At 65.6% G+C, this 25,316-nt stretch carries 16 protein-coding genes, 1 tRNA gene and 1 pseudogene; 11 read left to right on the top strand and 7 right to left on the bottom strand.

Annotation, left to right across the window (positions count from 1 at the left end; all coding sequences use genetic code 11):
* Positions 1-203: 203 nt before the first annotated feature.
* A complete protein-coding gene (locus QCE62_RS14930) occupies positions 204-1,151 on the top strand; it encodes an alpha/beta hydrolase (RefSeq protein ID WP_309919224.1) in 948 nt (315 codons plus the stop codon).
* A gap of 4 nt (positions 1,152-1,155) precedes the next feature.
* Here QCE62_RS14930 and QCE62_RS14925 read toward each other — a convergent pair whose 3' ends face one another.
* The gene (locus QCE62_RS14925) at positions 1,156-2,010 is read right to left on the bottom strand and encodes a transporter substrate-binding domain-containing protein (protein ID WP_309919221.1); all 855 of its coding nucleotides are present in this window, start codon (positions 2,008-2,010) and stop codon (positions 1,156-1,158) included.
* Positions 2,011-2,224: 214 nt separating this feature from the next.
* On the opposite strand from QCE62_RS14925, the gene hemE reads away from it, so the two are divergent.
* The 4 genes from hemE to QCE62_RS14905 all read left to right on the top strand — a co-directional run bounded on the left by hemE (position 2,225) and on the right by QCE62_RS14905 (position 11,736).
* The gene (gene hemE, locus QCE62_RS14920) at positions 2,225-3,322 is read left to right on the top strand and encodes a uroporphyrinogen decarboxylase (protein WP_309919219.1); all 1,098 of its coding nucleotides are present in this window, start codon (positions 2,225-2,227) and stop codon (positions 3,320-3,322) included.
* Between the two features lie 477 nt (positions 3,323-3,799).
* On the top strand, positions 3,800-6,040 hold the full coding sequence (locus QCE62_RS14915; RefSeq protein ID WP_309919216.1) for a primosomal protein N': 2,241 nt from the start codon (positions 3,800-3,802) through the stop codon (positions 6,038-6,040).
* A 511-nt stretch (positions 6,041-6,551) separates the two neighbouring features.
* Positions 6,552-10,490, top strand: a complete 3,939-nt coding sequence (gene putA / locus QCE62_RS14910) for a trifunctional transcriptional regulator/proline dehydrogenase/L-glutamate gamma-semialdehyde dehydrogenase (RefSeq protein ID WP_309919214.1) — start codon at positions 6,552-6,554, stop codon at positions 10,488-10,490.
* A 100-nt stretch (positions 10,491-10,590) separates the two neighbouring features.
* Positions 10,591-11,736: a branched-chain amino acid ABC transporter substrate-binding protein gene (locus QCE62_RS14905; RefSeq protein WP_309810858.1), complete on the top strand. Its 1,146-nt coding sequence runs from the start codon at positions 10,591-10,593 to the stop codon at positions 11,734-11,736.
* Here the strand turns inward: QCE62_RS14905 and QCE62_RS14900 are convergent.
* The 3 genes and pseudogenes from QCE62_RS14900 to QCE62_RS14890 form a co-directional block, all read right to left on the bottom strand.
* Complete coding sequence (locus tag QCE62_RS14900; protein WP_309919876.1) at positions 11,675-11,980, bottom strand: hypothetical protein; 306 nt, start codon at positions 11,978-11,980, stop codon at positions 11,675-11,677. The two genes, QCE62_RS14905 and QCE62_RS14900, sit on opposite strands and share 62 nt — an antisense overlap.
* A 210-nt stretch (positions 11,981-12,190) precedes the next feature.
* Positions 12,191-12,475: pseudogene (locus tag QCE62_RS14895) on the bottom strand (PepSY domain-containing protein).
* A 78-nt stretch (positions 12,476-12,553) separates the two neighbouring features.
* Entirely contained in the window at positions 12,554-14,260 is a 1,707-nt protein-coding gene (locus QCE62_RS14890) for a thiamine pyrophosphate-binding protein (RefSeq protein ID WP_309919212.1), read from the bottom strand.
* 323 nt (positions 14,261-14,583) lie between these two features.
* Here QCE62_RS14890 and flhF point away from each other — a divergent pair, with 323 nt between their 5' ends.
* The 3 genes from flhF to QCE62_RS14875 are packed head-to-tail and all read left to right on the top strand — an operon-like array spanning position 14,584 to position 18,055.
* On the top strand, positions 14,584-16,395 hold the full coding sequence (gene flhF / locus QCE62_RS14885) for a flagellar biosynthesis protein FlhF (RefSeq protein WP_309919209.1): 1,812 nt from the start codon (positions 14,584-14,586) through the stop codon (positions 16,393-16,395).
* On the top strand, positions 16,388-17,305 hold the full coding sequence (locus QCE62_RS14880) for a MinD/ParA family protein (protein WP_309919206.1): 918 nt from the start codon (positions 16,388-16,390) through the stop codon (positions 17,303-17,305). The genes flhF and QCE62_RS14880 overlap by 8 nt, the downstream gene beginning before the upstream one ends.
* Before the next feature lie 18 nt (positions 17,306-17,323).
* Positions 17,324-18,055 carry an RNA polymerase sigma factor FliA gene (locus QCE62_RS14875; RefSeq protein ID WP_309898321.1) on the top strand — a complete coding sequence of 244 codons (732 nt, stop codon included), beginning with the start codon at positions 17,324-17,326 and terminating at the stop codon, positions 18,053-18,055.
* 60 nt (positions 18,056-18,115) lie between these two features.
* Here the strand turns inward: QCE62_RS14875 and QCE62_RS14870 are convergent, their stop codons facing one another.
* Positions 18,116-19,129 carry a GGDEF domain-containing protein gene (locus QCE62_RS14870; RefSeq protein ID WP_309919203.1) on the bottom strand — a complete coding sequence of 338 codons (1,014 nt, stop codon included), beginning with the start codon at positions 19,127-19,129 and terminating at the stop codon, positions 18,116-18,118.
* Positions 19,130-19,437: 308 nt separating this feature from the next.
* Between QCE62_RS14870 and QCE62_RS14865 the strand changes: the two genes are divergently transcribed.
* A complete protein-coding gene (locus QCE62_RS14865; protein ID WP_309919199.1) occupies positions 19,438-20,430 on the top strand; it encodes an aromatic ring-hydroxylating dioxygenase subunit alpha in 993 nt (330 codons plus the stop codon).
* Between the two features lie 15 nt (positions 20,431-20,445).
* Here QCE62_RS14865 and QCE62_RS14860 read toward each other — a convergent pair.
* Positions 20,446-20,521 (bottom strand) — tRNA-Arg (locus tag QCE62_RS14860).
* Between the two features lie 350 nt (positions 20,522-20,871).
* On the opposite strand from QCE62_RS14860, the gene QCE62_RS14855 reads away from it, so the two are divergent.
* The gene (locus QCE62_RS14855) at positions 20,872-21,762 is read left to right on the top strand and encodes a c-type cytochrome (protein ID WP_309919197.1); all 891 of its coding nucleotides are present in this window, start codon (positions 20,872-20,874) and stop codon (positions 21,760-21,762) included.
* An 87-nt stretch (positions 21,763-21,849) separates the two neighbouring features.
* Here the strand turns inward: QCE62_RS14855 and QCE62_RS14850 are convergent, their stop codons facing one another.
* On the bottom strand, positions 21,850-23,937 hold the full coding sequence (locus QCE62_RS14850) for a UvrD-helicase domain-containing protein (protein ID WP_309919194.1): 2,088 nt from the start codon (positions 23,935-23,937) through the stop codon (positions 21,850-21,852).
* A 174-nt stretch (positions 23,938-24,111) separates the two neighbouring features.
* On the opposite strand from QCE62_RS14850, the gene QCE62_RS14845 reads away from it, so the two are divergent.
* On the top strand, positions 24,112-25,155 hold the full coding sequence (locus tag QCE62_RS14845) for an oxidoreductase (RefSeq protein ID WP_309919191.1): 1,044 nt from the start codon (positions 24,112-24,114) through the stop codon (positions 25,153-25,155).
* The last annotated feature ends 161 nt before the right edge of the window (positions 25,156-25,316 follow it).

Raw genomic sequence — 25,316 nt, 5'->3', positions numbered from 1 at the left:
CAAACTGTGGGTTTCGCGTGGATATATTGCCTGAACATCGAAACGTTCACTTCATCGGATTGTTCGAATGAAAAAATGCCGACTTAAGGACTAGTGCGATTATTCTAATCGTCCGAGAAAATAGAACGCGTGGACGCATGTAACCGGAGCGCAAAACCCGAAATGCGGGCGTCCTTTCCAAAAAACGCACCATGGAGACAAGCATGACCATCGATGCAGCCCTGCTCCGTTACTACCAGCAAGTCGCCCAGGCCTTTCCGCTTCCCGCGCTGGACGACGATGCGCGAGCAGTGCGAGACCGGTTCAGCAAAATCGCCCGCGCCTACGCAGGCCCGAGCGATGCCGCTGTCACGACCGAGGACATCGAGATCCCGCTCGAAGGCCGCTCCGTCAACGCGCGCATATACAAACCCGCCGGCACCACCGGCCCTTTGCCGCTCCTCGTGTATTTCCATGGCGGCGGCTGGGTGGTCGGCGATCTGGAAACGCACCACGGCCTTGTCGCGCGGCTTGCACGGGACGCCCAATGCGCGGTGGCGAGCGTCGACTACCGGCTGGCGCCCGAGTTTCCCTTCCCTGCGCCCTGTGCCGACGCACTCGACGCGCTGATCTGGCTCGCCGAGCACCGATCCCGGCTCGGCTTCGCGACTGACCGCCTGGCCGTGGGCGGCGACAGCGCCGGCGCCCATCTGGCGGTGGTCGCGGCGCGCGGGGCGAACCACCAGGTGACCGGCATCGTCGACTTGCAGGTGCTGCTCTATCCGGTCATGCGGCAGCAGTTCGACAGCCCGAGCTGCGTGGCCAACGCGAATGGTCCAGGCCTCACCAACGAAGAGATGAGGTGGTACTGGGCCCGGTTCTTCGCGGCCGGCGTGCCGGATTCCGACGACGCCCGCGCCTTCCCGCTCGCTGAACCGTGCGAGCGCGCGCCGGCTCCCGCGCTGATTGTCGCGGCGGCCTATGACCCGCTCTACGACGACGCCTACGCCCTGAAAAGCTTTCTCGAAGCCAACGGCGGCCGCGCCGAAATGATCGACGCGCGCGACATGACGCACGGATTCGCCCGCCTGCATGCGCATTCCGAGGCGGCGCTCGCCTGGCTGCGCAAGATCGGCGTGCGCACCGGCGAGCTGCTGCGGGCAGGGCGCTGAGCCCTTACTTCAGCCACTTGTCATACACCGCCTGATACTCGCCCGACGCGCGGGCGAGATGCAGCCACTGGTCGACGTACTGCTGGAACACCACGTCGCCGCGCGGCAGCAGATACGCCTTCTCGCCGAACTGAAACGGCTTGTCCGGATGCACCGAGCACAAGCCGGGGTTGAGCTTCTGCTGGAGCAGCGTCTCGGAGGCGTCCGTGACCATGACGTCCGCTTTGCCGTCGAGGATCTGCTTGAAGATGGTCACGTTGTCCGGATACTCGATCAGCTGCGAGTGCGGGAAATACTGCTTGGCAAAGCGTTCGTTCGTGCCGCCGGGATTGACGATGGTGCGCACGCCCGGCTGGTCGATCTGCGCGACGGTCTGGTACTTGTCCACATCGTCGCAGCGGACGATGGGCGTCTTGCCGTCTTCCATATACGGCGCGGTGAAGAACGCGCGCTTCTGCCGTTCCAGGGTGGTCGAAACGCCGCCCACGGCGATGTCGCACTGTGCGATGAAGTCGTTCATCAGGTTCGACCACGACGTCTTCACGTATTCCACCTTCGCGCCGAGCGACTTCGCGAGGCTCTCTGCCAGATCGATGTCGATGCCTTCGAACTGGCCGTCCGGCCGCAGAAACGAATACGGCTTGTAGTCGCCGGTGGTGCAGACGCGCAGCGTATGGCGCGCGAGAATGCTGTCGAGGCGTGTGGCCGGCGCGCTGGCGACAGGCGCAGACGCCGGAGCCGGCGGTGCGCCTGAGACGGCGCCCGCCTGAACGGTCTGGGCATGCGCGGCGCCCGCGAATGCGGACGACAGCACGACGCTGCAAAAGGCTGCGGCAAGACGGACAGACGTGCGTTTCATTGATTCTCCCGGTTGTCTTTGTTTCTGGTGGGTTGTAACGGGCGATGACCGTCCAGCGATCATAACGAGCCTTTCGACGGCCCGACAGTCGGCCGAACGGCATAGGCCGGCGCCGTGTGAGACTCTCCGAATCGTCCGGATCCGTCAACGGCAACGCTCGGGCGGTCCGGTAGAATGAACGATTCTCCGCCTTCAGCACTGAGCACCGAGCGACGTGGCACACACACTTCTGAACGACACCTTCCTGCGCGCGCTGCTGCGCCAGCCCACCGACTACACGCCGATCTGGCTGATGCGTCAGGCGGGCCGCTACCTGCCCGAGTACAACGCCACGCGGACGCGCGCCGGCAGTTTCCTGGGGCTCGCGAAGAACCCGGATTACGCAACCGAAGTCACGCTCCAGCCGCTCGAACGCTTTCCGCTGGACGCCGCCATCCTCTTTTCCGACATCCTGACCGTGCCTGACGCCATGGGCCTCGGGCTGAATTTCGTGCAGGGCGAGGGTCCGCGCTTTGAGCGGACCGTGCGCACGGAAGACGACGTGAAGCGCCTCGCGGTGCCGGACATCGACAGCACTTTGCGCTACGTCACCGACGCCGTCAGCCAGATCCGGCGCGCGCTCACTGATTCGCAGGGTCGCCAGAAAGTGCCGCTGATCGGCTTTTCGGGCAGTCCGTGGACGCTTGCGTGTTACATGGTGGAAGGCGGCGGTTCGGACGACCACCGTACGGTCAAGTCGCTGGCTTATGCCAGGCCGGACCTGATGCACCGCATCCTCGACATCAACGCGCAGGCAGTGGTCGCATACCTGAATGCGCAGATCGAAGCGGGCGCGCAAGCCGTGATGATCTTCGACACGTGGGGCGGAGCGCTTGCGGACGGCGCCTACCAGCGCTTCTCGCTCGATTACATCGCGAAGATCGTCGCGGGGCTGAAGCGCGAGCACGACGGCGCGCGGGTCCCGGTCATCACCTTCACGAAGGGCGGCGGCCTGTGGCTGGAGGAGATCGCGGCGACGGGTGTCGATGCCGTCGGGCTCGACTGGACCATGAACCTCGGCCGGGCGCGGGAGAAAGTGGGCGCGCGCGTCGCGCTGCAGGGAAACATCGATCCGAACGTGCTGTTTGCGCCGCCCGCCGCGATCCGCATGGAAGCACGCGCCGTGCTCGACAGTTTCGGCAACCATCCGGGCCACGTTTTCAACTTGGGCCACGGCATTTCGCAGTTCACGCCGCCGGAGCATGTCGCGGAACTGGTCGACGAGGTGCATCGGCATAGTCGCGCCATTCGGGCTGGACAAGGCTCGCGGTAATCAGCGTCGCCGAGCCGCTGCGTCCGAAAGCCCGTGTTACGAACGCATGTTGCGCTGCAATGTCACGATCGCGGCTGGAATCGTCAGCGGGTGTAGCTTTTTGTCGCAATCGCCCGTCTCACGCGGAGTCCGGCGATGTCAAGACTGAACTTATACACATTTCGTTCGCTGCGGCGCGCCATCAGACCTATGGCCTGAAAGAGCTGATGCGGCATCTCTATATGTGCTTTAAGTCCATGAATGATAAGAGTTTTAATCGGCATGACCCGAAATGTGGGCTAGCGCACATAAGGGTTTCGTGACGGGCTTTGCGGCATGCCCGCCAGCACTTCTCAACAAAGTTATCCACAAGGCTGTGGAAAGCATCGGAAATCCAAAACTAATCTGCGGTTTACCAACGATTCTGATGTTTTACTTTAACTTCAGCCGGGCAATCCATGCTTCTGTCCCACGCCCACCGGGCCGGAGCTGTGGATAATGGCCGACCTTTTCGTGCGCGTCGCCGTGGACCAGCCCATGCCGGTGCTGTTCGACTATCGCTATGCGCTGGCCGAGGCTCCGGTTGAAGGATCGCTGGTGCTCGTGCCGTTCGGCCGGCGCGAAGTGGTGGGACTGATCTGCAAGATCGCGTCCACGACCGATGTCCCCGCCGGCAAGCTGCGCAGCGTAAGCGCGATCTGCGTGTCTTGCCCGCCGCTGTCGGAGTCGTGGATCGCGCTCGCGGAGTTCGCGGCCGACTACTATCAGCGTGGTCTTGGAGAAGTCGCGCTGCCGGCGCTGCCGCAGGCGCTGCGTGACGCGTCGAGGTGGAATCGCCTGTTTGCCGTCGAAGCGCGTTACCGCTTGCTGGCCGAGGGACGCGACGCCCTGCCCGATGCCTTGCCCGCCCGCGCCAGCGCGCTGCGACGTCTGGCGCAGACGCTCGCCGAACAGCCTGTTCTCGGCCTCGGTGACGCCCGCGCCCTGCACCCCAAGGCGGGCGCGACGCTCGAAGAGTGGTTGGGACGCGGCTGGATCGAGCAAGTGAATGAGGGCGCCCCGGCGTCGCCACCTCAAGCCACGCCGACCGGCAACGCCCCCCTTCCGGTGCTGACCGACGAACAACGCACAGCCGTCGACGCCATCTCGGCCGCACAAGGTTTCGCCCCGTTCCTGCTGCACGGCGTAACGGGAAGCGGCAAGACCGAGGTGTATCTGCAGGCGCTGGCGCAGTTGTTCGCCGCACGCCCCTACGCACAGGCGCTCGTCCTGGTGCCCGAAATCAATCTGACGCCGCAGTTCGAGGCCGCCTTTCGCGCGCGTTTCGCGGGCCTCGCGGATGGAGCCATCGTCACGATGCACAGCGGTCTCGCAGAAGGCGAGCGCGCGCGCAACTGGCTGGCCGCGCACACGGGGCACGCGCGCATCGTGCTGGGCACGCGTCTCGCCATCCTGGCGTCGATGCCGAATCTGGCGATGATCGTCGTCGACGAAGAGCACGACCCCGCCTACAAGCAGCAGGAAGGCTTGCGCTATTCGGCGCGCGATCTCGCCATCTATCGCGCCAAGCAGCTCGACATCGCCGTCGTGCTGGGCTCAGCGACGCCGTCGCTCGAAACCTGGTGGCAGACGGAGCAGGGCCGCTACACGCGCCTGACGCTTACACGGCGGGCCGTCGCCGAGGCCGTGCTGCCGGGCATCCGGCTCATCGATCTGGAAGAAGAGCGGCGCCGCGGCCGCGCGTCGGTCGACGGGCTCTCGGGGCCGTTGATCGCCGCGTTGAAGACGCGTGTCGAGCGCGGCGAACAGAGTCTCGTGTTCCTGAACCGGCGTGGCTATGCGCCGATCCTGTCATGCGACGCCTGCGGCTGGGTCGCGGGCTGCCCGCGTTGCAGCGCCTATGCCGTGCTCCACAAGCCGGAGCGGGCGCTGCGCTGTCACCACTGCGGCTGGGAGTCGCGCATTCCGAAGTCGTGTCCGGATTGCGGCAACATCGACATCGCGCCGATGGGCCGCGGCACGCAGCGCGTCGAGGAGACGCTCGCGAGCGTGGTGCCGGGCGCGCGCGTGCTGCGCATCGATGCCGACAGCACGCGCCGCAAGGGCAGCGCACAGGCGCTGTTCTCCGATGTCCACGCCGGGGAAGTCGACATTCTGGTCGGCACGCAGATGATCGCGAAGGGGCACGACTTCCGTCGCGTGACGCTCGTCGGCGTGCTCAATGCCGACCTGGCGCTGTTCTCACACGACTTCCGCGCCAGCGAACGCCTCTTTGCCCAGCTGACGCAGGTGAGCGGCCGGGCGGGACGCGCCGGCCTGCCCGGCGAAGTGATGATCCAGACGCGCTATGCGCGCCATGCGCTCTACCAGGCGTTGACGCGCCAGGACTATGCGGGATTTGCCAACTCGACGCTGGCCGAACGGCGCGACGCGCACCTTCCGCCGTTCGTCTATCAGGCGATGCTGCGTGCCGAGGGACGCACGCTCGAAGCGGCGCTGGCCTTTCTGGAGCAGGCAGCCGCCGGCTTCGCGCCGCTGCCGGGCGCCGAGCGCGTGACGGTGTACGACGCCGTGCCGCTGACCATCGTGAAAGTGTTCAACGTGCACCGCGCGCAATTGCTGCTGGAAAGCAACTCACGCGCGGCGCTGCAAGCCGCGCTGCGCGCGTGGCAGCCGGTGCTGCGTTCGCTGAAGGGTGTGTTGCGCTGGAATGTGGAAGTCGATCCACAGGACGTCTGATGCTGACGCGAGAGCGGCAGGCAAAGTCATGCCGCTTCGAAGACTCAGGACTTTGCGCGGGAAACGTCGTTGCGTGCGGGTCGGCCTTCCTCCTGAGCGTCTTCCGAACGGAAGACCTGTGGCGATGCGCCCCGCACGAACAGCACGACACAGACTGCGAACATTACCCAAACGCTGGCTACCACCATCCAAGTGCTCATGCTCGTAACTCTCCCCGAGGTCGCGGATCATTGACCGCGTATGCCGCGCCGTGGGCGGCGCATTGTGTTTATATCGGCGTTGTCGCAGGCATTACTTAGGGTTTGTCCCAAAATTTCCTTGCTTCAGGGAAAGTACCGAGCAAACCAGTTGCCCTCGGTCCGAGAACATTCCCCGCAACCCCTTGACCCACAAGGGTTATAAGCAGGGTGCAACCCATTTCTGAAATGGTTGCACCTTTTATATCAGCGGAGTACGATTCGCCCACTTTTTAGTCTTTCGCCGGGCCCCACCACCGGCAAACGAAGGAACCATGGCGAGCACAACCTTAGGCGTCAAAGTCGATGATCTGCTGCGTTCCCGGCTGAAGGATGCCGCGACGCGTCTCGAGCGCACCCCTCACTGGCTGATCAAGCAGGCGATCTTCGCCTACCTCGAGCGCATCGAGCACGGCCAGTTGCCGCCCGAACTGTCGGGCGCGAACGGCGGCTCGGAACTGGCTGACGCCGCGCCCGTCGACAGCGACGAAGATGGCGCGCCGCATCCCTTCCTCGACTTTGCCCAGAACGTGCAGCCGCAATCGGTGCTGCGCGCGGCGATCACCGCCGCGTATCGCCGGCCCGAGCCGGAGTGCGTGCCGTTCCTCATCGGCCAGGCGCGCCTGCCGGCGAACGTCTCCGCCGATACCGAAAAACTCGCGACCAAGCTCGTCGAAGCCTTGCGCGCGAAGAGTTCGGGCGGCGGTGTCGAAGGGCTGATCCACGAGTTTTCGTTGTCGAGCCAGGAAGGCGTGGCGCTGATGTGCCTCGCGGAAGCGCTGCTGCGCATTCCCGACCGCGCCACGCGCGACGCGCTGATCCGCGACAAGATCAGCAAGGGCGACTGGAAATCGCACATGGGCCAGGCGCCGTCGCTGTTCGTGAACGCCGCCACGTGGGGCCTCATGATCACCGGCAAGCTGGTGACCACGAACAGCGAAGCAGGTTTGTCGTCCGCGCTGACGCGCCTGATCGGCCGGGGCGGCGAGCCGCTGATCCGCAAGGGCGTCGACATGGCGATGCGCCTGATGGGCGAGCAGTTCGTCACCGGCGAGACCATTTCCGAGGCGCTGGCGAACAGCCGCAAGTTCGAGGCGCGCGGTTTCCGCTACTCGTACGACATGCTCGGCGAAGCCGCGACGACCGAGGAGGACGCGCTGCGCTACTACGCGTCCTACGAGCAGGCCATTCATGCGATCGGCAAGGCGGCCGGCGGGCGCGGCATCTACGAAGGCCCGGGCATCTCGATCAAGCTCTCCGCGCTGCACCCGCGCTACTCGCGCGCCCAGCAGGAACGCACGATGAACGAGCTGCTGCCGCGCGTGCGTTCGCTGGCGCAACTCGCGCGCCGCTATGACATCGGTCTGAATATCGATGCCGAAGAAGCGGACCGCCTCGAACTCTCGCTGGATCTGCTCGAAGCGCTGTGTTTCGATCCGGAACTCGCGGGCTGGAACGGCATCGGCTTCGTGGTGCAGGGTTATCAGAAGCGCTGCCCGTTCGTGATCGACTATCTGGTCGACCTGGCCCGCCGCAGCCGCCATCGCCTGATGATCCGCCTCGTGAAGGGCGCCTACTGGGACACGGAAATCAAGCGGGCCCAAGTGGACGGCCTCGAAGGCTATCCGGTCTACACGCGCAAGATCTACACGGACATCTCGTATCTCGCGTGCGCGAAGAAGCTGCTGGCCGCGCCCGACGCGGTCTATCCGCAATTCGCGACGCACAACGCATTCACGCTGTCGGCGATCTATCACCTCGCGGGCCAGAACTACTATCCCGGCCAGTACGAGTTCCAGTGCCTGCATGGCATGGGCGAGCCGCTTTATGAGGAAGTCACCGGCCGCGACAAGCTGAACCGTCCGTGCCGCGTATATGCGCCGGTCGGCACGCATGAAACGCTGCTCGCGTATCTCGTGCGGCGCCTGCTCGAAAACGGCGCGAACACGTCGTTCGTGAACCGCATCGCCGACGAATCGATTCCGGTGAAGGACCTCGTCCAGGATCCGATCGACGAAGCGCAGAAACTCGTGCCGCTCGGCGCGCCGCACGCGAAGATTCCGCTGCCGCGCCATCTCTACGGCGACGAGCGGCCCAATTCGATGGGCCTCGATCTGTCGAACGAGCATCGTCTGGCGTCGCTGTCGTCGGCGCTGCTGGCGAGCGCGAATCATCCGTGGCGCGCGCAGCCGATGCTCGAAGGCGCGTCGGCCGACGATGCCGCGGGCAACGGCGTCGCCCGCGACGTGCGCAATCCGTCGGATCTGCGCGATCTCGTCGGCACGGTGGTCGAGGCGTCGCCGGAACAGGTGAGCGCGGCCATCGCCAATGCTGTCGCCACCGCGCCGATCTGGCAGGCGACGCCGGTCGAAGACCGCGCGGATTGCCTGACCCGCGCCGCCGACCTGCTCGAAGCGCAGATGCATACGCTGATGGGCCTCATCATCCGCGAGGCAGGCAAGTCGCTGCCGAACGCGATTGCCGAGATTCGCGAAGCCGTCGATTTCCTGCGCTACTACGCCGCGCAGATCCGTGGCGAGTTTTCGAACGATACGCATCGTCCGCTCGGTCCGGTCGTGTGTATCAGCCCGTGGAACTTCCCGCTCGCGATCTTCATGGGCCAGGTCGCCGCCGCGCTCGCGGCCGGCAATCCGGTGCTCGCGAAGCCGGCGGAACAGACGCCGCTGATCGCCGCGCAGGCCGTGCGCATCCTGCGCGAGGCCGGCGTGCCGGCGGGCGCGGTGCAACTGCTGCCGGGCAATGGCGAAACGGTGGGCGCGGCGCTGGTCGCCGATCCGCGCACCCGCGCCGTGATGTTCACCGGCTCGACCGAAGTCGCGCGCCTCATCAACAAGACGCTCTCCGAGCGCCTCGATCCGGACGGCCGCCCGATTCCGCTGATCGCCGAGACCGGCGGCCAGAACGCGATGATCGTCGATTCGTCCGCGCTCGCGGAGCAGGTGGTGGCGGACGTGCTGCAATCGTCGTTCGACTCGGCCGGCCAGCGCTGTTCGGCGCTGCGCGTGCTGTGCCTGCAGGACGACGTCGCCGACCGCACGCTCGAGATGCTCACCGGCGCGATGAAGCAACTGGCGGTGGGCAATCCGGACCGGCTGTCGGCGGACGTGGGCCCGGTCATCGATACGGACGCGAAGCGCGGCATCGACGCGCACGTCGACGCGATGCGCGAGAAAGGCCGCAACGTCGTGCAGCTGCCGATGCCGGACCACTGCGCGCAAGGCACCTTCGTGCCGCCGACGCTGATCGAACTGGAGAACATCGACGAACTGAAGCGCGAAGTGTTCGGCCCGGTGCTCCATGTGGTTCGCTACCGCCGATCGAACCTTGATAAACTCCTCGACCAAATTCGCGCGACCGGCTATGGCCTGACGCTCGGCATCCATACGCGCATCGACGAAACCATCGCGCACGTCATTTCGCGGGCGCACGTGGGCAACATCTACGTGAACCGCAATGTGATCGGCGCCGTGGTCGGCGTGCAGCCGTTCGGCGGCGAAGGTCTGTCGGGAACGGGTCCGAAGGCGGGTGGCGCGCTGTATCTGCAACGCCTCCTGGCCAAGCGCCCGAGCGGTTTGCCGAAGTCGCTGGAAAGCGCGCTGACCGTCGATCCGGCCGCGACGAAGGACACGCCGGCCGCGGCGCTCACCGCGTTGCGCGACTGGGCGATCGGCGAGCGCGATCCGCACACGGCCGCGCGTTGCGACGGCTATCTGCAGCATGTGATGGCGGGCGCGACGGCGGTGCTGACCGGCCCGACGGGCGAGCGCAATACCTATACGCTCGGCGCGCGCGGCACGGTGCTGTGCGTGGCGGCGACGCAAAGCGGCGCGCGCGCGCAGTTCGCGGCAGTGCTCGCGACGGGCAACCGCGCGTTGTTCGGCGGATCGGCGGGTGAGCAACTGGCGGCGTCGCTGCCGGCGGCGCTCAAGCCGTATGCACAGGTTCGCAAGGCGGCCGAGGACTTCGACGCCGTGCTGTTCGAAGGCGACAGCGATGAACTGCTGTCGCTCGTGAAGGAAGTCGCGAAGCGTCCGGGACCGATCGTATCGGTGCAGGGCGTGGCTGCGGGAGCGTTCGCCGACGCAGGCCACGACGGCGAAGACTATGCGCTCGAACGTCTGCTGACGGAACGCTCGGTGAGCGTGAACACGGCGGCGGCAGGCGGCAATGCCAATTTGATGACGATCGGCTGAGTTACCCCTCGGACGTTCGGATCAGGAACATTCAAACAAGCGGCAGCAGGCACGGCGATCCCGGCACGCGCTGCCATCCACACTGGAACCAGGAGAAGCTATGAAGCACACGATGACCAAGCTGGCAGCAGCCATGACGCTCGCCGGCCTGTTCGCGGGGACGGCAGTCGCGCAGACGTCGGAAGACGTGAAGGTCGGTTACGCCGGCCCGCTGACGGGCGCGCAGGCGCACTACGGCAAGGACATGCAGAACGGCATCACGCTCGCGGTGGAAGACTTCAACGCGACGAAGCCGGTGATCGGCGGCAAGCCGGTTCGCATCGTGCTGGAATCGGCCGATGACCAGGCTGACCCGCGCACCGGCACGACGGTCGCGCAGCAGCTCGTGGATGGCGGCATCAAGGGCATGCTGGGGCACTTCAACTCGGGCACGACGATCCCGGCTTCGCGCATCTACGCGAACGCGGGCATTCCCGAGATCGCCATGGCCACGGCGCCGGAATACACGACGCAGGGTTTCAAGACGGCGTTCCGCATGATGACCTCGGACACGCAGCAGGGCTCGGTCGCGGGTGAGTTCGCGGTGAAGAACCTGAAGGTCAAGAAGATTGCGATCGTCGATGACCGCACGGCCTATGGCCAGGGTCTTGCCGACCAGTTCGAGAAGGCGGCGAAGGCGGCGGGCGGCACGATCGTCGACCGTGAATTCACGAACGACAAGGCCGTCGACTTCAAGGCGATCCTGACCAAGATCAAGTCGATGAATCCGGACCTCGTGTACTACGGCGGCGCGGATTCGCAAGCCGCTCCGATGGTCAAGCAAATGAAGACGCTCGGCCTGCGCGCACCGCTGATGGCGGGCGAAATGGTCAAGACCGACACGTTCCTCAAGATCGCGGGCAACTCGGCCGACGGCACGGTGGCCTCGCTCGCCGGCCTGCCGATGAACGAAATGCCGGGCGGCCCGGCCTACGAAGCGAAGTATAAGAAGCGCTTCAACGAAGACGTGCAGACCTACTCGCCGTACGCCTACGACGGCGCCATGGCCATGTTCACCGCCATGAAGGCGGCCAACTCGACGGATCCGGCCAAGTACCTGCCGTTCCTCGCGAAGACCGACATGCAGGGCGTGACGGCGAAGCATCTGGAATACGACACGAAGGGCGATCTGAAGAACGGCGGCATCACGCTGTACAAGGTCGTCGGCGGCAAGTGGACGACGCTGCAGAGCGTGGGCGGCAAGTAAGCACGCCAGCTCTCGCGGTTGATGTTTCGGGTGAAGGCCCCGTGACTCCGGTCACGGGGCTTTTTCCTTTTCGGGACCGCGCATGTTGCCCGTCAGCATCGCCCCGCAGAGATTTTTCCTGCGTCCACACACTCATCAGCACAGCCGCAAGGACATGCACGCAGACGCACACTTCCACCGCGACCGCGAGCCAGCTGTGGATCTCCTGCCGCCAGTCTTCGCCCCAGAAGGCATCGAGCCGCATGATCCAGCCGGATAGCGCGAGCGCGAGAATCAGGCACCACAGCGTGCCCGATGAAGCCCCACACGATGCGCGCGGCAACCAGACCTGCCGCGCCATACCCGAGCAGCCGGTGAATGGAATCGGTCGGACCGAACAGGTTCCAGAGGACGATGCCCGCAACGACCCAGTGCGTGAGCCGCACCCAGAGGTCCCAGACTCTCGTGGGCCGGGTCACGGGCGGAGACATGACGCTTGTTCCACTTCCGATTTCACGACCGCGAGCGTCTTCGTGTCGTCATAGATCTCGACCTTCTTGCCGTTCTTGTCGTGGCCGTAGATCTCGTAGCAGTTGCCATCGACCTTGAACTTGCGGATCTTGCAGCCTTCGGCCTCGAGCCTGGCCTTCGCGTCGCACTCCTTCATCTATTTGCTTTTCGGATGCGCCGTGCAATCCGCCTTCGCGAACGCCGCACCCGACATTCCCATCGCCAGCGACAACGCCAGAATCTTCAGCATGACTTACTCCCGGTGGTTCTGGACGGGCTACTCTAGCGCCACCGGGAGCGCACTGAAAGCAGTATGAAAGTTTGTCCGCTAACGCTTGCCTTGCTGGCGAATGTGTTCGAGCGTCGCGCCCGGCGTGCTCTGTTCCGCCGGAATGCGGACTTCGATTACGGCTGGCAGGCCGGAACGCTGTGCGCGCTCGAACGCGGGCATGAACTGGCTGGTCGTCTCGACGAGTTCGCCGTGCGCGCCGAACGCCCGCGCGTAGGCGGCGAAGTCGGGGTTGGTGAGTCCGGTTCCATGCACGCGGTTCGGATAGTGCCGTTCCTGATGCATGCGGATGGTCCCGTACTGGCCGTTGTTGACGACGATGAAGATCACCGGCAATTCATATTGCATGGCCGTGGCCAGCTCGTGGCTCGACATCATGAAGCAGCCGTCGCCTGCGAACGCGATCACCGTGCGCTCCGGGTACAGCGACTTCGCGGCGATCGCGGCAGGCACGCCATAGCCCATCGCGCCGCTGGTGGGCGCGACCTGCGAGCGAAACTGCCGGTACGAGTAATGCCGATGCAGCCACGTTGCATAGTTGCCGGCGCCGTTGGTGAGAATGGCGTCGGCGGGGAGGGTCTGGGCGAGCTGGCGCATGATCTCGCCGAGCTGGACATCGCCGAGCATCGGGCGCGGCTCGCGCCAGTCGAGATACGCAGCGTGTGCCGCTTCGGCCTCGCCGGCCCACGCGATGGAAGGCGGCGGCGGCAGCGCGGCCAGCATCGCCGCGATTTCCGGCATGCCCGAGACGATCGGCAAATCGGCGTGGTACACGCGCCCGAGTTCCTCCGCGCCCTGGTGTACGTGGATCAGCGTCTGCCTCGGCTTCGGGATGTCGATCAGCGCGTAACCGCCCGTCGTCGATTCGCCCATGCGCGGGCCGAGCACGAAGAGCACATCGGCGTCGCGCACGCGCGCGGCGAGCGCCGGGTTGATGCCGAGCCCGACATCGCCGGCATAGTTCGGATGCTCGTTCGACAGCGTGTCCTGATAGCGGAATGCGCAGCCCGCCGGCAACTGCCATTGCTCGACGAAGCGCGCGAAGTCCTGCGTGGCTTCCTCCGTCCAGCCGCTGCCGCCCGCGATCACGAACGGCTTCCGTGCGTTGCCGAGCAGCTCGCGCAGGCGTTCCATCTGCGCCGGCGCGGGCGCGGCCGCCACTCGCTGGTAGCGCGGCAGCGGCGGGATGGCGGCGAGCGTCTCGGTGAGCATGTCTTCTGGCAGCGCGAGCACGACCGGCCCGGGACGCCCGGCCGTCGCGACGTGAAACGCGTGACTCAGGTATTCCGGCACGCGGCGCGGGTCGTCGATCTGCGCGACCCACTTCGCCATCTGCCCGAACATGCGCCGGTAATCGATCTCCTGGAATGCCTCGCGGTCCATGTGATCGCGCGCGCACTGGCCGATGAGCAGCAGCATCGGCGTCGAATCCTGAAACGCGGTGTGCACGCCGATCGACGCGTGCGTCGCGCCGGGCCCGCGCGTGACGATCGCCACGCCCGGACGTCCGGTCAGCTTGCCGACCGCCTCCGCCATGTTCGCCGCGCCGGCCTCGTGGCGGCAGACGATGGTCTGGATGTGCGCGGTTTCGTCGTGCAGCGCGTCGAGCACCGCGAGGAAGCTCTCGCCGGGCACGCAGAACACGCGCTCGACGCCGTGATGAACGAGCGCATCGACGACGAGACGGGCGCCGGTCGTCTGGCTTTCGGGAGCGGCGGACGGAGCAGCGGAAGCAGCGGACGTCATGCGATGAAGTCTCCTTGAAATGTCCGGAAACGCCTCGGTTCGATGCCGGAGAGGTGCCGGACGGTGAGCGACGTGCCCTCCAGCTTACGCGTTCGGCCGCGCCTTCGGCCACACGCCGCCCGGGAAGATTTGGCTGCGGCGGGCGCGCCGTGTTCCGGCCCCGAACTGTCCATCAGCCGAAATACCCCTTTTTCCCACCCTTTATCCAGCGATGGACCGAAGGGGAACTTCGCAATAATGGCTTCACTGAAAAGCGGGACCGGCAAGCAGACAGACCGGTTCGCTCGCAACGATCGCCGTATCACACCTCATCGGGGGCAAGTTTGAACATTCGTAAATTCATCGGCGCGAACAGCCGTGACGCACTGCGCCAGGTTCGTGAAACGCTCGGTCCCGATGCCGTGGTGTTGTCGAATCGCACGCTGGACGACGGCTCGGTCGAAATCGTCGCGGTCGCGGACAGCGACATCGCTTCGATCTCGCCCGCCGCGCAGGAGCAGGCGGTGCGTTCGGGCGGCGCGTCGCGCGCGGCGCTGGCCGCGGCGGCGGCAGCGATCCCGGTGAAACAGCAGGCAGCCACGAACCCCTACGTGAACGGCGATGTGTTTTCCTCCGTGTTCGGCGCGAGTGCCGATGACGAAGACGACTTCGCATCCTCCGCCGACGACACGTCCCGCACGATGGCCGACACCAACCCGTGGCTGATCGAGCATGCGAAGCGCCTGGCGCAACAGGCGTCGATGCCGTCGAACCGCCCGCTCACGCCGTCGGCCGCGATTGCGCGCGGCATGGGCGTGCCGGTGACGACGCTGTCGCAGGCGCCGGTCCAGTCGACCGCCCGGCCGACCGAATCCGAAGCCGGCAAGTTTGCGCTGCGTCAGCAGCAGCCGGCCCGGGCCGAAGCGGCGCCGCAGCCGGTCTCACAACCGGTCTCGCAGCCGGCCGTGCAGCAGAAGGTCGAAACGCCCGACTGGGCGCGCGAAGCCGCGCAGGTCGCAGCCCGCCGCGCTGCGCACAAGATCAACACGAGCGCGCCGCACGCTGAAACGCCGGCGCCGGGCGCCGCGCCCGCCACGCCGGAAAGCGTCTTCGAAGGCCTGCCCGCGAATGCGGCGGCGGTCGTGACCGAGGCGATCCGGGCGCGCATGCAGCAGGTCGTCAACGACACGGTGATGAACGAACTCTCGTCGATGCGCGAGATGATGGAAGAGCACTTCGCCGGCCTGATGTGGAGCGAGCGCCAGCGCCGCAACCCGACGGGCGGCGCGCTGACCAAGCGCCTGTTCTCGGCCGGTTTCTCGGCGCAGCTCGTGCGCATGGTGATGGACAACATGCCGGAGATGGAGACTGTCGAAGGCGCGCTCGAATGGGTGCAGCAAGTCCTCGAAAACAACATTCCGGTGATGGACAGCGAAGACGCGCTGATGGAGCGCGGCGGCGTGTTCGCACTGATGGGCCCGACGGGCGTCGGCAAGACGACCACCACGGCGAAGCTCGCGGCGCGCTGCGTGATGCGCTTCGGCGCCAGCAAGGTCGCGCTGCTCACGACCGACAGCTACCGGATCGGCGCGCACGAGCAATTGCGCATCTTCGGCAAGATCCTGGGCGTGTCGGTGCACGCGGTGAAGGACGGCGCCGACCTGCAACTGGCGCTGTCCGAACTGCGTAACAAACATATCGTGCTGATCGACACGATCGGCATGAGCCAGCGCGACCGCATGGTCTCCGACCAGATTGCGATGCTGTGCGGCGCGGGCCATCCGGTGCAGCGCATCCTGCTGCTCAACGCGACGAGCCACGGCGACACGCTGAACGAAGTCGTGCAGGCCTACAAGAGCGCGCCGGACCAGCCGCCGCTCGCGGGCTGCATCCTGACCAAGCTCGATGAAGCCACCAATCTCGGCGGCGTGCTCGACACGGTGATCCGCTACAAGCTGCCGGTGCATTACGTCTCGACCGGGCAGAAGGTGCCGGAGAACCTGTACGTCGCAACCAAGCGTTTTCTCATCAAGAGCGCGTTCTGCATTCCGCGCGACGGCTCGCCGTTCGTGCCGAACGAAGAAGAAGTCCCCGCGCTGCTCTCCGCGCTGTCCGCGCGTGCCTCGACCGACATGCATGGGGTGCACTTTGGATAAGTTCGTGCTCGACCAGGCAGAAGGTCTGCGACGGCTCCTCACGCGAGCCGGCTCGCGTGTGGTGGCGGTCGTGGGCGGCCCGGCGGGAATCGGTTGCACGTCGACGGTGGTGAATCTCGGCGCGGCGCTGTCGGTACATGGCAAGGATGTGCTTGTGATCGACGAGCACCGCAACGTGGCGTCGGCCAGCCGGCTCACCGGCATCGAGGATGCAGGCGCGGCTGCCGCGGTGATGACGGGCCGCAGCACGCTCGCGGAGGCCGCCGGGCGCACGCCGTTCGGTTTTTCGCTGCTCGCGGCGCCGCGTGATGAACGCATCAGCCATGACGCCGCGCAATGCCGTGCGTTGCTGGACGGTCCGGCGGACATCGTGCTGATCGACGCGCAGCTGGACCGGTATGGCGCGCTCTCGTCGCTCGCGGCGCAGGCGCATGACTTTCTCGTCGTGACGCGGGTGGCCGCGTCGGCGATCACCGAGGCGTATGCGTGCATGAAGCGTCTGCACTACGCCCATGCGATCGGCCAGTTCCGCGTGCTGATCAATCACGTGCAGAACCCGGCCGATGCGGCGGTCGCGTTCGACAACCTGTCGGGCGTCGCAAGCCGGTATCTGGCTGTGTCGCTGGTGCAGGCGGGATATGTGTCCGAGGATGCGCGCGTCGCTCGGGCAAAGGAACTCTCACGCTGCGCTGTCGAAGCGTTCCCGGCCACGGCCGCGGCACGCGACTACCGCGCGATTGCGGCGGAGCTCCTGCACTGGCCGATGCGCCCCGCGCCGTATGCGCGTGCGGCGGACGGCCAGGCGGACGCGCGAATTCCGGTTGGCGACTCTGAGCAGGGCGGACGGGAGACGGCGCATCGTGCGGCCGCGCTTCACGAAATGGCCATGAGCAGCACGGCGTCGATGTGATCAAGATAGGTGACCAAGATGTATAACGCCCAAGGCAAACTCTCACAGTCCGAAACGCTGACGAAATATGCACCGCTCGTTCGCCGGCTGGGGCTTCAGCTCGTCGCCAAGATGCCGGCGAGCGTCGATCTCGACGATCTCATCCAGGCCGGCATGATCGGCTTGCTGGACGCGGCCGGCCGCTACAAGGAAGACCAGGGCGCGCAGTTCGAGACGTATGCGAGCCAGCGGATTCGCGGCGCGATGCTCGACGAGCTGCGCGCCAACGACTGGCTGCCGCGCAGCATGCGCAAGACGTCGCGCGAAGTGGAATCGGCGGTGCACAAGGTCGAGCAGAACCTCGGCCGGTCCGCCAGCGAGACGGAGATCGCCGAGCACATGAAGATGCCGCTCGACGAATATCAGTCGATGCTGCAGGACCTGCACGGCGCGCAGCTGATCTATTACGAAGACTTCGACCGTTCCGCCGATGACGAGCCGTTCCTCGACCGCTATTGCGTCGACCGTTCGGATCCGCTGTCCGCGCTGATGGACGACAGCCTGCGCGGCGCGCTGATCGAAGCCATCGACCGGCTGCCGGAACGCGAGAAGCTGCTGATGAGCCTGTACTACGAGCGCGGCCTGAACCTGCGCGAGATTGGCGCGGTGATGGAAGTGAGCGAGTCGCGCGTGTGCCAGCTGCACAGCCAGGCCGTGGCGCGTCTGCGCACGAAGCTGCGCGAGCAGGCGTGGACCGGCGCCGAGGCGTAAGTCTGACGCTCGACGCGTGACGCATGAGACGAATGGCCCGCAGCGATGCGGGCCATTTGTTTAGCTGGTTTCGAAATCGTGGGTTTCGGCGAACACGGTCTTGCCGGCGCCCAGACTCTTGGCGCGATACATGGCGCGGTCGGCGGCGCGCAGCACGGTGTTCATGTCGGACGGGCGCGCGATCGTCGCGCCGGACAGCAGGCAGGCGCCGATGCTCGCCGATACCGATACCGCCCGCTCCTGCACCGACGTGATGGCGGCGAGCGCCGAGTGGATGCTGTCGGCCACGGCGAGCACCGCCGAGCGGTCCCGCACCTGATGCGCGAGCACGACGAATTCGTCGCCGCCGAGCCGGGCGATGGTATCGGTCCTGCGCAGGCGCGCCTCGAGTTGATGCGCGAACGATTGCAGCAGCACATCGCCGACGGCGTGTCCGTAGGTGTCGTTCACTTCCTTGAAACCGTCGAGGTCGATCAGCAGCAGGGCGGTGGCGTCATCGGCGTCGTGGCCGTCCTGGCTGGTTGGTGGCGCGGCCATCGCCCGATTGACGATCTTCTCCAGCGCATAGCGATTCGAGAGGCCGGTGAGCGGATCGGTGGACGCCTGGCGCGCGAGATCCAGATTGAGCTTGCCGAGCCGGTCGACGAGCACGCTCAGATACACCGAAGCCCCCAGCACGCTCAATCCCAGGCCGATCGCGGCCGGCAGGTTGGCATGCCACCAAGGTTGCCCGAGGCCGAGCGCGATCACCACGATGAGCGCCGTCGTACAGGACACCGCGAGCGTGCGCTTGCCATACCGGCATCCCGAGCCGATCAGGAACCAGAACATCACCCAGATGAGCGGCAGCGCGCTGGCGCCGCCAGCCGCGAGCGCGAGTCCGAGCAAGGCCTGATCGGCGATGGTCGTGAGCGTCAGGCGCGTTCCGGACATGGCGCTCGCGCGGCTCACGACCAATAGCGTCAGGGCGCCGTAAGACACATAGAGGGCGACGAGCCGCACGACCATCGACGCATCGTGCGACGGGCGCCACAAAGCGAAGAGGCCATACGCGAGCAGCACCGCTGTTCCCATCCAGACACGAAGCGTGGCCTGCTCCCGTTCGGGACTCCGGTGCCCGGACCCGATGAAAGCCTGGATCCGGCGTGCCGGTTGATGCGCCTGCTCCATATGAACCCCTGGCTGGTGATTTCTTGCTGTTATGGTGTGCTGCTGTCTCGTATGTGCGGCCCGGTCGCGGGAGGCGCTGTGAAGGTGTGCATCGGGTTGCACCGTCGCGCGACCCGCTATTCTGCTACTTTTTGCGATCTCGCTGCAGGATCGGTTGGGGCGAATGCGGACTCTTTGACTCTTCCCGGTCTTCCTGCTTACGGCTGATGACAATGCACAACAACGCTTCTTCCCTGCAAGGCGAATGGCTGGCGGTCTGCAACAGTGAGGACGTGCCGGAGGGCGGGGCGCGAGGATTCATCGTCGCGGATGAGCGCATCGTCGTGTGGCGGGACAGTCTCGGCGCGGCGCATGTGTGGCGCGACTACTGTCCGCATCGCGGGGCGCAACTGTCGCTCGGATCGGTATCGCGCGACTGGATCACGTGTCCCTATCACGGCTGGCGGTATGACATCGAGGGGCAGTGTCTGCATATCCCGTCGAATCCCGCACTGCGTCCGCCGAAACGCGCCTGCGCGACGACCTTTGTCAGCGACGAAAAGTACGGCGTGGTCTGGATGTGTTTCGGCGAGCCCGAGTATGCGCTCGATTTTTATCCGGATGCCGATGTGCCCGGCGGGCGTCGCATCAATCTCGCACCGCAGACGGTGAGGTCATCGGCGCCGAGAGTGGTCGAGAATTTTCTCGACATGGCCCATTTCTCTTTCGTGCACGCGGGGATTCTGGGCGAGCAGGCGCATACCGAGGTGCCCGATTACGAAGTCGTTCCGGTCGATGGCGGTCTCGAAGCGCGGCAGTGCCGTTACTGGCAACCAGCCGGCATGCCGGGGCAGGACGACGGCGCGATGATCGACTATGTGTATCGCGTCAGGCGGCCGTTGATTGCGAGCCTCACGAAGATGGCCGCCGGCGGGCAGGGCGCGCTGCACATCATGCTGGTGGCGTCGCCGGTGTCGGAGACGGAAACGCGGGCGTGGCTCGTCTCCGTTCATGAAGACGACTCGACGCACAGCGATCGGGAGCTTTATGACTTCAATATGGAGATCCTGCTGCAGGACACGCCGATCGTCGAATCGCAATGGCCGAAGCGCTTGCCGCTGGAACTCGATGCGGAGTTGCATCAGAAGTGCGACCGGATGTCGGTGGCTTACCGGAGATGGCTGGCGGAACTGGAGTTCGGATGGGGGACGACGGGTGGGGTGTAGCGGGGGTCTTGAGATTGGCGCGCCCGGCTGGGATCGAACCAGCAACCCCTGCCTTCGGAGGGCAGTACTCTATCCATTGAGCTACGGGCGCATCGGCGGTGGGCTGCTTATTTGACAAGGTAACAAGGCAAGCGGCTCAAAGAAAGCCAGCTGCAAGGCCCACGCGAATCCGAGAGGATACCTGTTTTCCATGACTCCGTCCATCGCGCGGCGCTGCAAACTCGATGCCCGCGTGCGCCACAAGCATCACACGATTCGGGTAAACGCCCGTCCGGTCGTGCTGCTGCCCTGTGCCGCCGTCCAAACGTTCCGTCTATAATCGACCGAGCCTTTCCCCACGGCTTGTCTCGGCGCACGGTCTGAGCGCCAAGGCAATGCATGCGGTAGCTGTCACGCTGTCACTGAACCGACTCACACCAAAAAACGGGAGACGAGACAAGCATGAGCGAAGCACCCCACGGAGCCCCGATCAAGACGCCCGGTCAACTCATCGTCGCGATCATTGCGGGATTCGGCATTCCAGTCGCCATCATCATTCTGCTCGCCGTCTATGTGAACAACTCGACGCGCACCGGCGCAGGCACCGATATCGAAGCCTCCGTGAAGGAGCGCATCGCGCCCGCCGCCCAGGTCGATGTCCGCGACGCCAATGCCCCGCGCGTCTACAAAACCGGCGAGGAAGTCTTCAAGGCCGTCTGCTCCGCCTGTCACGCCGCCGGCACCGCCGGCGCGCCCAAGTTCGGCGATGCCGGCGCGTGGGCGCCGCGCATCAGCGAAGGCTACGACACGCTGCTGCACAACGCGCTCAACGGCAAGGGCGCGATGCCCGCCCGCGGCGGCACGAATCCCGACGACTACAGCGACTTCGAAATCGCGCGCGCTGTCGTCTACATGGCAAACAACGGCGGCGCCAAGTTCGCGGAACCCGCGCAACCGGCGCCGGGCGCCGCGGCAAGCGCAGCCGGCGCTGCTTCCGCACCGGCGGCCGCGAGTTCCAACGACAACGCACAGGCCGCAGCCGCCGTCGCCGCGTTGGCGTCGGTACCGCAGGCCGCGCCGGCTCCGGCCGCGGGCGCCCAAAGCGCCGACGCCGCGCAAGCCGGCAAGGCGCTCTACGAGCAGGTCTGCCAGGCGTGTCACGCGGCCGGCGTGCTCGGCGCCCCGAAGTTCGGCGACAAGGCTGCCTGGGCGCCGCGTCTGAAAGAGCCGATGGACACCGTCTACAACTACGCGCTGCACGGCAAGGGCGCGATGCCGCCGAAGGGCGGATCGAATGCGCCGGACGCCGATGTCAAGGCCGCCGTCGACTACATGGTGAACGCGTCGAAGTAAGAGGCCAGGCCGCAAAGCAAAGAACCCTGCGCACGCGAGTGTCGCAGGGTTTTTTTCGAGTGCACTGAATGAACCCGACAGCGGCGATCAGCTCTTCTGCAGCATCGCCTTGAGCATCGCCATCCGGTCCTTCGGCGACAGCGGCGCTTCATCGGCAGTCGGCGGCGGCGCGTCGTCGAGCAGCATCTCGGGAATGAAGCGCGACGGTTCGCACACCACCGTCTCCCGCGCCCGCTTGCGTTTCTTGCACCAGTTCAGATGCAGGCTGCGCTGCGCCCGCGTGATCGCGACATACATCAAACGGCGTTCTTCCTCGATGCGCGCATCATCGACGGGCGTGTCTTCGTCCGAGCCGCCGCGATGCGGCATGATGCCTTCCTCGACACCCACCAGGAACACGTGCGGATACTCCAGCCCCTTCGACGCATGCACCGTCGACAGGCGCACCGCATCCGGATCCTCTTCCTTGCCTTCGAGCATCGACATCAGCGCGACGGTCTGGATCAGTCCGAGCAGGTTCTTGCCTTCGTCGGCGAGACCGTCGGCGGTGTCGAAGCCGGTCTGCTCCGTGCCCGGCGCGGCTTCGGGCTTGGTGCCCTTGCGCTTCAGCCATTCGAGGAACTCGAGCACGTTCTGCCACTTCGACTGCGCCTGCCGTTCATCGTAGGCATCGTAGAGATACGCCTCGTAGTGAATGGCCTCCATCATGTCATCGAGGACTTCGCTGGCCGGATCGCGCGCGGCGCGGTCGGACAGCCGGCGAATCCACTCGCAGAACGTGCGCAGCGGCTCGACCTGCCGCGCCGACAGACGCGCCTCGATGCCGCCCATGAACACGGCCTCGAACAGCGACACCTTCGCCGCGCCCGCGAACGCCCCGAGCGCTTCGAGCGTCGTGTTGCCGACGCCCCGGCGCGGCGTCGTGATCGCGCGGATGAACGCGGGATCGTCGTCGGGATTCGCGATCAGCCGCAGATACGCGATCAGATCCTTGATCTCGGCCTTGTCGAAGAACGATTGCCCGCCCGACAGCACATACGGAATGCGTTCACGGCGCAGCACCTGTTCGAAGATGCGCGCCTGGAAGTTGCCGCGATAGAGAATCGCGTAATCGCGGAACTGCGTGCGTCGCTCGAACTTGTGCGCCGAGAGCCGGAACACGACGGATTCCGCCTCATGCTCTTCGTCGTTGCAGCCGGTGACGGTGATCGTGTCGCCCATGCCGTGCTCGGACCACAACTTCTTCTCGAACAGTTTCGGATTGTTGGCGATGACGTTGTTCGCCGCGGTCAGGATGCGCACCGTCGAGCGATAGTTCTGCTCCAGCTTGATGACGTGCAGCTTCGGAAAGTCCTTGCCGAGCTGCGCGAGATTCTCGATCGTCGCGCCGCGCCAGCCGTAGATGGCCTGATCGTCGTCGCCCACGGCCGTGAACGCGGCGCGCGGTCCGGCCAGCAGCTTCACCAGTTCGTACTGGCAGGTGTTGGTGTCCTGGTACTCGTCGATCAGCAGGTAGCGCAGACGGTTCTGCCACTTGTCGCGCACCTGCTCGTTCTGCGCGAACAGTTGCGCCGGGCGCAGGATCAGATCGTCGAAATCGAGCGCCTGATAGGCATGCAGCGTGGCCGCGTAGCTGCGATAGACAATCGCTGCCTGATGTTCATCCTCGTTGCTGGCGAGCACCGATGCCTGATCGGGCGACACCATCGCGTTCTTCCACAGCGAGATGATCGATTGGATCTTGCGGATCAGCCCCTTGTCCGTGGTGCCGAGCTGCTCCTGGACCATGCCGAAACAATCGTCGGAGTCCATGATCGAGAACTGCGGCTTCAGGCCGACGTGCTCCGCCTCCTGCCGCATGATCTGTACGCCGAGCGAGTGAAACGTGCAGATGGTCAACTGATTGACAGGAATCCGGCGGCCTTCCTTGCCCGGTGCCGTGAGCGTCTTGCCTTCGAGCAGCTTGGCGGTGCGCTCGCGCATTTCGAGCGCGGCTTTGTTCGTGAACGTGAGCGCGGCGATGTGCCTCGGCTCGAAGCCGCGCCCCTCGATCAGATGCGCGATCTTCTGCGTGATCACGCGTGTCTTGCCGCTGCCTGCGCCGGCGAGCACGAGACAGGGACCATCGAGATAGCGCACGGCTTCGTTTTGCGCGGCGTTCAGACCTGCGGACATCGTTCTGGGCTTTGGATTCTGAGGCGCGCGGCATGCAGCCGCCGCATGAAGGAGTGCGCGATGTTAACACGATGCCAAGCGCCCGGTTCCGGCCCTGCTTACGGTCGGAGGGCGTGAAGCACGGGCTGCGGGCGTGCCACAATATCAAACCGCTTTCCACGACAGGATGCCCGCATGAGTTCAGCACTGAAAGTCGGCGTAATGGGCTATGGCCTCGCCGGCGCGACGTTTCACGCGCCCGTCATCGAGCATTGCGGCCGCGCCGAAGTGACCGCCATCGCGACCAGCCAGGCCGAGCGCGCACAGGCCGACTATCCCGACGCGCAAATCGTGGCGGACCTCGACGCGCTGCTGGCCGTTCCGGGCCTTCAGTGCGTCGTCATCGCGACGCCGAACGACACGCACTTCGACCTCGCGCACCGCGCGCTGTCGGCGGGCAAGCATGTGGTGGTCGACAAACCCGTCACGCTCAGCGCCGCCGATGCCCGCACGCTTGCCGATCTTGCCCGCCAGAAGGGGCTGCTGTTCGCCCCGTTCCACAATCGCCGCTGGGACGGCGATTTCATGACGTTGCGCGGCTTGATCGAAAGCGGGCGGCTCGGGCGCATCGCGCACTACGAATCGCACTTCGACCGCTTCCGCCCCAAGGTTCCGCAACGCTGGCGCGAGGAAGCGGCGCGCGGCGGCGGTCTGCTGTTCGATCTGGGGCCGCATTTGATCGACCAGGCGCTGACCTTGTTCGGCGCACCGGAGACGGTGACGGCGTTCGTCAAGACGCATCGCGATCACGCGCATGCACCGGATTACGTACATCTCGTGCTCGGCTACGACGACAAGCAAGTGATCCTGCACGCAAGCGCGCTCGCGGCGCTCGAGCCGCCTCGTTTTGCGGTTCACGGCACGCGCGGCAGCTACGTGAAGAGCGGGCTGGATACGCAGGAAGATCAATTGCGGGCCGGCATGCGGCCGGGCAATCCGGAGTTCGGCAAGAACCCACCGGGCCTGCTGCGCGAAGTGGACGGCGATCACGATCTGCGCCATGAATTCGCAACGAAGGATGGCGCGTACATCGAGTTCTACCGGGCGCTGGCGGCATCGATCCAGGATGGCAAGCCGTTCCCCGTATCGCCGCAGGACGCGGTGGATACGATGACGATCATCGAGCTGGCGATGCAGAGCGATCGCGAAGGGCGGAGCGTGGCGTTTGTGAGGGCGTGAGGGCGGAGGGTAATCGAAAGGCGTGAAACGGGCGGCATTGCTGCCTGCTTCGCGCCTTTCGTGTATTCCGGCAGGCGTTATTTCTGATTTTTTTCGAGATGGCGGTTTGGTTCGATTGCGCTGCTAGTATCAGCGCAGATCATGAATCGGAAATCCGGAGC

It is taken from the genome of Caballeronia sp. LZ033 (genome assembly GCF_031451265.1).
Taxonomy (GTDB): domain Bacteria; phylum Pseudomonadota; class Gammaproteobacteria; order Burkholderiales; family Burkholderiaceae; genus Caballeronia.
Note: the sequence above shows the minus strand (reverse complement) of the source record. Positions and strands in the feature narration are given on the sequence as shown.